11 protein-coding genes and 1 pseudogene are annotated in these 8,871 nt (G+C 69.0%); all 12 read left to right on the top strand.

Annotated features, from left to right (window positions below):
• Nucleotides 1-345: 345 nt before the first annotated feature.
• A pseudogene (locus WYO_RS27675) lies at nucleotides 346-564 on the top strand (hypothetical protein); the annotation flags it as partial.
• A gap of 129 nt (nucleotides 565-693) precedes the next feature.
• Nucleotides 694-834: a hypothetical protein gene (locus WYO_RS31855; RefSeq protein WP_007569004.1), complete on the top strand. Its 141-nt coding sequence runs from the start codon at nucleotides 694-696 to the stop codon at nucleotides 832-834.
• Between the two features lie 40 nt (nucleotides 835-874).
• On the top strand, nucleotides 875-1,678 hold the full coding sequence (locus WYO_RS27670; protein ID WP_007569003.1) for a hypothetical protein: 804 nt from the start codon (nucleotides 875-877) through the stop codon (nucleotides 1,676-1,678).
• A gap of 10 nt (nucleotides 1,679-1,688) precedes the next feature.
• Entirely contained in the window at nucleotides 1,689-2,663 is a 975-nt protein-coding gene (locus WYO_RS27665; RefSeq protein ID WP_007569002.1) for a substrate-binding domain-containing protein, read from the top strand.
• Nucleotides 2,664-2,673: 10 nt separating this feature from the next.
• Complete coding sequence (locus tag WYO_RS27660; protein WP_007569001.1) at nucleotides 2,674-2,979, top strand: LysR family transcriptional regulator; 306 nt, start codon at nucleotides 2,674-2,676, stop codon at nucleotides 2,977-2,979.
• Nucleotides 2,980-3,476: 497 nt separating this feature from the next.
• Nucleotides 3,477-4,247 (top strand): c-type cytochrome, encoded by a 771-nt coding sequence (locus WYO_RS27655; protein WP_007569000.1) that lies wholly within the window; start codon nucleotides 3,477-3,479, stop codon nucleotides 4,245-4,247.
• Nucleotides 4,244-5,197 (top strand): c-type cytochrome, encoded by a 954-nt coding sequence (locus WYO_RS27650; RefSeq protein ID WP_007568999.1) that lies wholly within the window; start codon nucleotides 4,244-4,246, stop codon nucleotides 5,195-5,197. The genes WYO_RS27655 and WYO_RS27650 overlap by 4 nt, the downstream gene beginning before the upstream one ends.
• Nucleotides 5,197-5,352 carry a hypothetical protein gene (locus WYO_RS31850; protein ID WP_007568998.1) on the top strand — a complete coding sequence of 52 codons (156 nt, stop codon included), beginning with the start codon at nucleotides 5,197-5,199 and terminating at the stop codon, nucleotides 5,350-5,352. The genes WYO_RS27650 and WYO_RS31850 overlap by 1 nt, the downstream gene beginning before the upstream one ends.
• A 9-nt stretch (nucleotides 5,353-5,361) precedes the next feature.
• On the top strand, nucleotides 5,362-5,877 hold the full coding sequence (locus tag WYO_RS27645; protein ID WP_007568996.1) for a cytochrome c oxidase subunit II: 516 nt from the start codon (nucleotides 5,362-5,364) through the stop codon (nucleotides 5,875-5,877).
• Nucleotides 5,874-7,625, top strand: a complete 1,752-nt coding sequence (locus WYO_RS27640) for a cbb3-type cytochrome c oxidase subunit I (protein ID WP_007568994.1) — start codon at nucleotides 5,874-5,876, stop codon at nucleotides 7,623-7,625. The genes WYO_RS27645 and WYO_RS27640 overlap by 4 nt, the downstream gene beginning before the upstream one ends.
• Nucleotides 7,622-8,239 (top strand): SCO family protein, encoded by a 618-nt coding sequence (locus WYO_RS30520; protein ID WP_007568992.1) that lies wholly within the window; start codon nucleotides 7,622-7,624, stop codon nucleotides 8,237-8,239. The genes WYO_RS27640 and WYO_RS30520 overlap by 4 nt, the downstream gene beginning before the upstream one ends.
• On the top strand, nucleotides 8,232-8,870 hold the full coding sequence (locus WYO_RS27630) for a cytochrome c oxidase assembly protein (RefSeq protein ID WP_007568989.1): 639 nt from the start codon (nucleotides 8,232-8,234) through the stop codon (nucleotides 8,868-8,870). Before WYO_RS30520 ends, WYO_RS27630 begins: the two co-directional genes overlap by 8 nt.
• Nucleotide 8,871 lies beyond the last annotated feature (1 nt).

Genomic DNA, 8,871 nt, shown 5'->3' with positions numbered 1-8,871 from the left:
CTTTCCCTACACGACGCTCTTCCGATCTGGTTATGATGCGCCAAGCCGGCTTTTCACAAGCGAAGTTCGAAGCGACACTGAAAGATCAGAGCCTTTACGAGGCAATCAACACCGCGAAAGACCGAGCTTACAAAACTTTCAAAGTCGACTCGACGCCATTTTTTTTCATCAACGGCGCCCCACTGCCGGGTGCTCTTTCGTTTGCTGATTTGGAAAAGATCATCAAACCAATTATCGGCTCCTGAGACGAGCGCATGCCGAGTGATAAATGATCGAATGCTTGATTGAGATATTCACTGTCAGCCCTCGTAAAAGGGACTAGCAGGAATTTGGGTGAATGGTCCCGCCCTCCGTTCGGCCGGGCTGATCCCGCAGGCGGCGCTCCATCCGATCGCCGCGACCGCCGACGTGCTCACCATCGTCTCGATGGCGGCGCTCGGGTTGGGCGTCGATGTGCGCAGCGTCGCGGGTGCCGGCGCCCGGGTGACGCTGGCGGTGGTCGCCTCGCTCGTCGCGCTGACCGCGGTCAGCCTCGGCCTGATCCGCATCCTCGGCATCGCCTGACCCGAGTTATCGAAAATACAGAACGAAACGTGCTGAACAAACCGTTTTTCAGAACGGCAAGGGAAGTCCATCTTGAACCCAAGGCGGTCGATCGAAGGAGCCGGGACCGCCGATCCGGAGGAGGGGGCCATGACCGAGCCGGCCATCATCGAGACCGCCGAGCAGGCCCGCGAGGGCGAGACCAGCGGGCACATGCGCTGGGTCTTCCTGTGGAGCCTCGCCCTGTCCATCGCGGCCATCGCCATCGCCGGCCTCGCCATCGTCGGCTGACCGCCGACGCCCCGATCCCGATCCAGCAGGAGGATACAACATGACGTTCAAGACCGGACGGCGCGGAGCGCTGCAGATTCTCGGCCTCGGCCTCGCCGCGGGAGCGGCGGGCGGCACGGCCCTCACGCCGGCGGCGGCCCGGGCCGCGAGCCCCGACAAGCCCCCCCTGGTCGAGGCCGGGGCGGGCGACCTGCGCGCCTTGATGGAGCGCCTCGCCAAGGCGCCGCGGCGGCGCGACTTCAAGACCGTGCCGATGATTCTCACCAAGACCGAGGAGTGGGACCACGAGGCGCTCACGGAGGTGATGGCCTACAGACCCAAACCGAAGCAGGTCTGGGACAACACCGACATCGCCAGCCCCTGGCTCAACCTGATGCGCAACGCGCTGAACGCGCAGGTCTGGTCGTTCCGCCACCCGGACTTCCTCGCGGTCTCGGCGACCCACGGCACGGCCCACCTCGCGCTCTACGACCAGGAGACCTGGGACAAATACAAGCTCGCCGACCTCGCCGGGCCGAAGTTCAAGTCGAACACCCTGATCGTCGAGGGCAAGGCGGCCTCGGCCGACCCGAAGAACTTCGAGGATCCGGCCGGCGTGTTCTCGCCCGAGGACAACGCGATCCCGGTTCTGATGCGGCGCGGCGTGGTGTTCACCTCCTGTCACAACGCGATCTGGGAGGAGGCCGGCGGCCTGATCGCCAAGGGCGTCAACCCGGACAAGCTCAGCCACGAGGCGCTCGCGGCCGAGCTGACCAACCATCTCATCCCCGGCGTGATCCTCACGCCCGGCGCCGTCGGCACGCTGCCCGAGCTGCAGCAGGCCGGTTTTCACTACGCGAAGTGAGGAGGGCTCGATGCACCATTTCCACAAAGCGATGCTCGCCGGCTGCGCCGTCGCCCTCGCGCTGTCCTCCGCCGCGCGGGCCGAGGACGCGAAGGGCCCACCCGGCCCGTTCCCACCTTGGCAGCACGGCGACAACAACGACGCCACGCCCCGCGGTCTGCCGTTCACCGTGCCCGAGGTCGACGTGCTCGCCGACTTCCACGGCAGCCTGGACGATCCGAAGCTCGTGCTGTTCGTGGGCGGCAACTACTTCTTCGCGATGGCGCCGCTGGTGAAGGCGTTCGAGGCGAGCCACCCGGAGTACAAGGGTCGGATCTTCTGGGAGACGATCCCGCCGGGCCTGCTCGTCAAGCAGATCGAGGCGGGCGGTACCGTCACGGTCGGCAACATGACCTTCACGGTCAAGCCCGACGCCTATTTCGCCGGGCTCAAGAAGGTCGAGGCGCTGATCCACGAGGGTAAGCTCGTCGGGCCGGCGGTGCCCTACGTGACCAACACGCTGACCATCATGGTGCCCAAGGACAACCCGGCGGGCGTGAAGGGTCTGTCTGATCTCGGCAAACCGGGCATCCGGCTCGCGATGCCCAACCCCGAGTTCGAGGGCATCGCGCGGCAGATCAAGATGTCGCTGGCCAAGGCGGGCGGGAAGGATCTGGAGACAGCGGTCTACGACACCAAGGTCAAGGACGGCTCGACGATCCTCACGCATATCCACCATCGCCAGACGCCGCTGTTCCTGATGCAGGGCCGGGCACAGGCCGGCGTGACGTGGCAGTCCGAGGCGCTGTTCCAGCAGCAGGTCGGCAATCCCATCGGCCACGTCGACATCCCGGACGCGGACAACGCCACGGCCGTCTACGCCGGCGCCGAGGTGAAGGGAGCGGCCCATCCCGAAGCGGCCAAGGCGTGGCTCGCCTTCATCCGGTCTCCCGACGCCCTGCAGATTTTCGAGCGGTACGGCTTCAAGCCGTACCTCGGCGGTTGAGGAGGCGGCGATGGGAGGCAGGATCATGACCCTGCACCAGCTTCGCGTCTTCGTGGCGGTGGCCGAGCGGGAGCACCTGACGCAGGCCGCGGCGGCGCTGCACGCGGCACCCTCCGCCGTCAGCGCCTCGATCGCCGCGTTGGAGACCGAGTACGGGCTGTCGCTGTTCGACCGAGCCGGGCGCGGCCTGCGCCTGACGCCGCACGGCACGGTGATGCTGGAGGAAGCCCGCGGGGTTCTGACGCGGGCCGACGCCGCTCGGGCGCGACTCGCGACGCTGCGGGCCGGGTCGGGCACAGGGGAGGCGTCGCCGTGAGCGGCACGCCGCGCCCGAGCCGACCCGGCGGATCGGCGGCCGTGCGGTCAACCACAGGTGTACGGCCAGCCCAGACACTACCGGTGTCACGCGGCGATCACGTTCAGACAGGACCGACAGCTTATGATCGGCACACCGTGCTCGTTCCACCGTGTGCGACGGACCTTATGGTTGTCGCTCGCGACCTCGGCGCTCGCTGTCCCGGCACCGACGATGGCGGCACCGGCCTGCTCCCCGGGTTATCGGACGGTGGGGGCGGCCTGCCGGTCGATCCACGCCAGAGCCGACCTGGATCGCCGGACGGAAACCCACGGTCCTACGGGCCCTCAGGGGGAGTGCCCGCCGGGCCTGAAGCAGGTGGCCGGGACATGCCTTCAAGCGTGTCCGGGGGGCTACGAGGACCGCGGGGCGACTTGTCTTTATCGCAACCAGTCGAACTGACGCGCGATGGGTCGTCGCCACCGCTGGCGGCGGGTTGCAGCGTTCGGATCAAACGAATGGACCGCAACACGGCGAAAGCTCACACACACGTGATGACAGGCTGCTCGAATACGTCTGCGTGGTGGGGCTTCGTGGGCATTCGCGGCTGGATGTCTCGCGCAGGCCTCGCCCTGACGCTCGCGCTCCTCGCCCCTGCGCCAGTCTTCGCGGGGGACGATCCGGCTACCGGCGCGACCGTCGCGATGCAGCCCGGTTCTTCCGGACGGCCGGCCTGCGCCGCCTGCCACGGCGCCGACGGCGCCGGACAGGCGGACGTGGGCATCCCACGGCTGGCCGGACTCCACGCCTCCTACATCGCCGACCAACTCGGCCACTTCGCCACGGGGGTACGCGCCAACGCGATCATGGCCCCCTACGCCGCCTCGCTCTCGGCCGATGAGCGCCGGGCCGTCGCTGAGTATTTTGCGGCCCTGCCCATCCCCGCACCGGTCGATCCGATCCCGGAGCCGGTCGCCAAGCTCGATCGCGGCATGGCCCTGTTCCAGCGCGGGGACGCGCGCACAGGCCTGATCGCTTGTACCCAGTGCCACGGCCCGAACGGCGTCGGCGTCGGCAGCTTCACGCCGCGGCTGGCCGGCCAGTCCGGCCCCTACATCGCCGAGCAACTCCATCGCTGGCGCGCTGGCGACATCCGCGATCCGCGCGGCGCATACATGCGGGCGATCGCCGCGCGCCTGTCCCCGGCCGACATCGAGGCGGTGGCCGCCTACGCAGCCGGCCTGAAAACGGGCGAGACGATCGAAAACACGGCGGGAGGGAAGCCATGAGGTTCATGCAAGCGGCCGCGACCGCCTGCGCCGTCTCGGCCCTGGCCGTGGCGGGGCTGGCCGCGGAGACGGCGTGGTTCCCGCGTGCGGCCGGGGCAACGGAGACGCCGGCGCCCTTCACGCCGCCGGCCGAGGACGCGATTCCCGCCGGCAAGTTCGGCGACGAAGTCCGGCTGGGCGAGCAGATCTTCCGCGAGCCGGGGGAACACGCGGCCGCCTATGTCGGCAACGACCTGCGCTGCTCGAACTGCCACCTCGACGCCGGGCGGCTGGCCGGCTCGGCGCCGATGTGGGCGGCCTACGTCTCCTATCCCGCCTACCGGTCCAAGAACGGTCATGTGAACTCGTTCCAGGAGCGCCTGCAGGGTTGCTTCCGTTACAGCATGAACGGGAAAGTGCCCCCGCTCGGCGACCCGGTGCTCGTCGCCCTGGAAAGCTACTCCTTCTTCCTCGCCAAAGGCCTGCCGACCGGCGAGAAGCCCGAAGGCCGCGGTTTCCCCGCGCTCCCTAAGCCCGCGCTGGCGCCGGACTACGCCCGCGGCGCGCAGGTCTATGCCGAGAACTGCGCCGCCTGCCACGGAGCCGACGGGCTCGGCCAGTCGGCCGACGGCAAGGTTGTGTTCCCGCCGCTCTGGGGTCCGCGCTCGTTCAACTGGGGCGCCGGCATGGGCTCGATCAAGAACGCCGCCGAGTTCATCCACGCCAACATGCCGCTGGGCATGGGCGGGACGTTGACGCCGCAGCAATCCTGGGACGTGGCGACCTACATCGACAGCCAGGTCCGCCCGCAGGATCCGCGCTTCACCGGCGACGTGGCCGAGACGCGTGCCAAGTTCCACGACAACCCGAACTCCATGTACGGCCGCACGGTCGACGGCGCCGTGCTCGGCGATCCGAAGGTGACGCCCCCGGCTGGCACCGTCCCGGCCTCCAAGGCGGAGCACAAGTGATGAGCGGAGAGGGTATTCCTCCGTCGCCCGCGGAGGAGTCCGCCCCGACCGAACCCGTGCGGCCGGTCGGCACCTGGGTTGTGGCGGCCTTCCTGGTCGCCTCGATCGTCGTCGTCTGGTGCCTGGCGGCGCTGGTCTTCCATACCCGGAGCTGAGAACCCGCGATGAGCGAGACCGGCGCGTCGTCCGCCTTCGAGGACGCTTTTCACAAAGCCGCGGAGCGCCACGAGCGCGCTTGGGTTTTCCTGGCCGTCACGATGCTGACCCTGCTGCTCGCCGGCACGATGTTCCTCGTCGTCTACGCCTACGGAATCGTCGTGCGTACCGACGGCTTCCGCCGCGATCCGGCCGCGCTCGATACCCCCGAGGGCAGCATCGTGAAGACCGGTCCGAACGCCTACACCGTCACCGTGGTCGCCCACCTCTGGCGCTGGAGCCCGAGCCCGCTGCGCATCCCCAAGGGCGCGACCGTCACCTTCCGCGTGACCAGCGCCGACGTGCTGCACGGGTTCGCCATCCAGGGTACCACCGTCAACGTCACGGCGGTGCCGGGCATCACCGGCAGCGTCACCTACACCTTCAACCGGCCCGGCACCTTCAACATCGTCTGCAACGAGTATTGCGGGCTGGAGCATCAGGGCATGCTCGGGCGCATCGTCGTCACGGGAGATCCGGCATGACCGCCACCGCGATCCCCGGCACGCTGCCGGCTTCCGTCGCCGCACCCGCTGACGTCTTGGCGCCGCAGCGGCGCACGATGCTGGCCTTCCTGGTCTGGGGCTTCTCGGCCCTGATGATCGGGGCGATGATCGGCCCGCTCCAGGCGCTCAACTACGGCGGCATCAACGCCTACCCGGCCCTCACGCCGATCCTGAAGTCCTACTACCAGGGCCTGACCATCCACGGCGTGCTCAACGCCTACATCTTCACGTTCTTCGTGACCTGCGGCCTGCTGGTCTATCTGCCGGCGCGCGAACTCGGGCTCGCGCCGAGCATGGCGCTGTGGCGCGGCTGCTTCGCGACGATGGCGCTCGGCACGCTGATGCTGCTGCTCGCCATGTTCGACAACTCGTCGAGCGTGCTGTGGACGTTCTATCCGCCGCTCAAGGGCAGCGCGTGGTTCTACCTCGGCATGACGCTGGTCGTCCTCGGCAGCCTGATGCCGCTGCCGATCCTCCTAGACCTACGTGCCCGCTGGAAGGCGCGCCGGCCCGGCGAGGTCACGCCGCTCGTCACCTACATGAGCCTGACGACCATGCTGATGTGGGCGCTGGCCGGGGGCGGCGCGCTGATCGAGCTCGTCGTCCAGCTCAACCCGTGGGCGCTGGGGCTGACCGATACGGTCGACCCGATCGTGGCCCGCACCCTGTTCTGGTGGACCGGACACCCGATCGTCTACTTTTGGCTGATGCCCGCCTACGTGAGCTGGTACGGGCTGCTCTCGAAGCAGATCGGCGGCAAGCTCGTGTCCGACCCGATGGCGCGGCTGACCTTCGCGCTGCTGCTCGTGTTCTCCCTGCCAGTCGGCAGCCACCATCAGTTCACCGATCCCGGCTTCTCGCCGGTCTGGCGCGGCATCCTCACCGCGCTCACCCTGTCGGTGGCGCTGCCGAGCTTGGTCACCGCCTTCACCATCGGGCTCAGCCTCGAATACGCCGGGCGACTGCGCGGCGGCCGGGGCTGGCTCGGCTGGTTCACCGCTCTGCCCTGGCGCGACCCCAGTGTCGCCGCGCAGGTGCTGGCGATGCTCACCTTCATCTTCGGCGGGGCCGGCGGCATCGTGAACGGCAGCTGGGAGCTCAACAACATCGTCCACAACACCACGTGGGTGCCGGGCCACTTCCACATCACGGTCGGGACCGCCTCGGCGCTGACCTTCATGGGCGTGGCATTCTGGATGCTGCCGCATCTCACCGGCCGCGCGCTCCTCAGCCGGCGGCTGGCGCTCGCGGCCGCGTGGCTGTGGTTTACCGGGATGTCGGTGTTCGCCCTCGGCATGCACTGGGCGGGCCTCTTCGGCGTGCCGCGCCGGGCCTGGGTGTCGATGCTGCCGCGCTCGGTCTACGACCGGGTCTACGGCGACGCCCATCTCGCCCTGATCCTCGTGGCGGTGGGCGGCTGCATCCTGTGGCTCGCGACGATCGCCTTCTACACGGTCTTCCTCGGCAGCCTCGGCACGCGCCGCCTCGACCGGCGCCCGGCGATCCCCTTCGCCCAGGCCTTCGGCGGCCGCGAGAGCTACGCCCTCGACGGCGGCGAGCCGGTCGGCATCGTCGCCCATCAGGAAGCCTCGAAGCTCGCCCGCGCCCTGGAGCATCTCGGGCTCATCACCGCCTTCACCGCGCTCGCCACCGCCGCGGCCTATGTGCCGATCTTCTGGCCATTCCTCCGGAACGTCACCGCCGCCCGCGGGTGGGTCGTCTGGTGAGAGGTGCCGGCATCACGCGACGGGCCGTCCTGAGCGCGCTGCCGCCTGTCGCGCTCATCACGCTGTCGCCCGTCGCGCTGCGGTGGGGACGCTCCGGCGGTGCGCTCATCGGTACGCCGGTCCCCGCCGGTCCGACGCCGCCGCTCGCCTTATCGAAGACCGATGGCCGGCCGTTCGACCTCGCCGCCGAGCACGGTCGCCTGGTCCTGGTCTATTTCGGCTACACGCGCTGCCCGGACGTGTGCCCGACGACGCTGGCCGACGTGGCGGCCGCGCTCGCCCACCTGAGCGCCGGAGAGGCCGCAAGGGTGCGTGTAGCCTTCGTGAGCCTCGACCCCGCGGCGGATCCAGCCCCGGCGTTGCAAGGCTACCTCGGAAGCTTCGGTCCCAGCCCGCCCTTCGTCGGCTTGACCGGCTCGCCCACGGCGGTCGCGCGGGCCGCCGCTGCATGGGGCGTCACGTGGCGGAAGGCGGAAGGTGGCTTCTTCGACCATAGCTCATTCGTGACGGTGGTCGATCCGGGCGGAATTCGCCGCCTCCGCTACGGATACGCGCAAACCCAGGATCCGATCGCGCTCGCTCACGATCTCAGCGTCCTTCTACACGATGCCTGAGCGAGCGCTTCCTTCCCTCCGCCGCGCGGCCGGTGCCACGGGCATCGTCGTGACGGTGGTGGCCAGCCTCGGTCTACGCGACCCGCTGGCCTCGATGGCGAGCTACACCGCCGCTCTGATGGCGCTCAACCAGATCGCTCCCCCACTCCTTCTCCTCGCCCTCGACCGCCCGGGACCGCGCGCGGCGAGATTCCTCGCCGCGACGCTGGATCCAATCCTGGCGTTTACGGCCTTCTGCACCCTGAGCGTCGCGGTCAGCCTGCCCGGCATCTTCGAACCGACGCTGGCCAACGCGCTGTACGCGGCCCCGCTCGGGCTGCTCGAACTCGGGACCGGCCTCATGATGTGGGCGCAGGCGATGCCGGCGACGCGTCAGGTCCACTCGGCCTGGCGGGTGGCTCTGCTCCTCTGGATCGCGAGCGTCCCGATGACCGCGGTCGCCGTCGTGTGGATGCTCAGCCCCGACGTCCTCTACACGCCCTATCTCGACGTCATCTGTCGATGGAACGTGCCGCCGCTCGTCGACCAGAAATGGGCGGGGTTCGTGATGTTCGCAGCCGGCATGCCGATGCAACTCGCGGCCGTCTGGCTTTTGCTGGGCCTGTCAGGGGCGCAACGCGATGCCGCCTGAG

Origin of the sequence: Methylobacterium sp. GXF4 (assembly GCF_000272495.1) — a bacterium.
Classification (GTDB): domain Bacteria; phylum Pseudomonadota; class Alphaproteobacteria; order Rhizobiales; family Beijerinckiaceae; genus Methylobacterium; species Methylobacterium brachiatum.
The sequence above is the reverse complement of the archived record's forward strand: the minus strand, read 5'-3'. Positions and strand labels throughout refer to the sequence as shown.

Coding starts and splice junctions, on each gene's coding strand:
- WYO_RS31855 (WP_007569004.1), top strand. CDS start 694: ATGACCGAGCCGGCCATCATCGAGACCGCCGAGCAGGCCCGCGAGGGC.
- WYO_RS27670 (WP_007569003.1), top strand. CDS start 875: ATGACGTTCAAGACCGGACGGCGCGGAGCGCTGCAGATTCTCGGCCTC.
- WYO_RS27665 (WP_007569002.1), top strand. CDS start 1,689: ATGCACCATTTCCACAAAGCGATGCTCGCCGGCTGCGCCGTCGCCCTC.
- WYO_RS27660 (WP_007569001.1), top strand. CDS start 2,674: ATGGGAGGCAGGATCATGACCCTGCACCAGCTTCGCGTCTTCGTGGCG.
- WYO_RS27655 (WP_007569000.1), top strand. CDS start 3,477: ATGGACCGCAACACGGCGAAAGCTCACACACACGTGATGACAGGCTGC.
- WYO_RS27650 (WP_007568999.1), top strand. CDS start 4,244: ATGAGGTTCATGCAAGCGGCCGCGACCGCCTGCGCCGTCTCGGCCCTG.
- WYO_RS31850 (WP_007568998.1), top strand. CDS start 5,197: ATGAGCGGAGAGGGTATTCCTCCGTCGCCCGCGGAGGAGTCCGCCCCG.
- WYO_RS27645 (WP_007568996.1), top strand. CDS start 5,362: ATGAGCGAGACCGGCGCGTCGTCCGCCTTCGAGGACGCTTTTCACAAA.
- WYO_RS27640 (WP_007568994.1), top strand. CDS start 5,874: ATGACCGCCACCGCGATCCCCGGCACGCTGCCGGCTTCCGTCGCCGCA.
- WYO_RS27630 (WP_007568989.1), top strand. CDS start 8,232: ATGCCTGAGCGAGCGCTTCCTTCCCTCCGCCGCGCGGCCGGTGCCACG.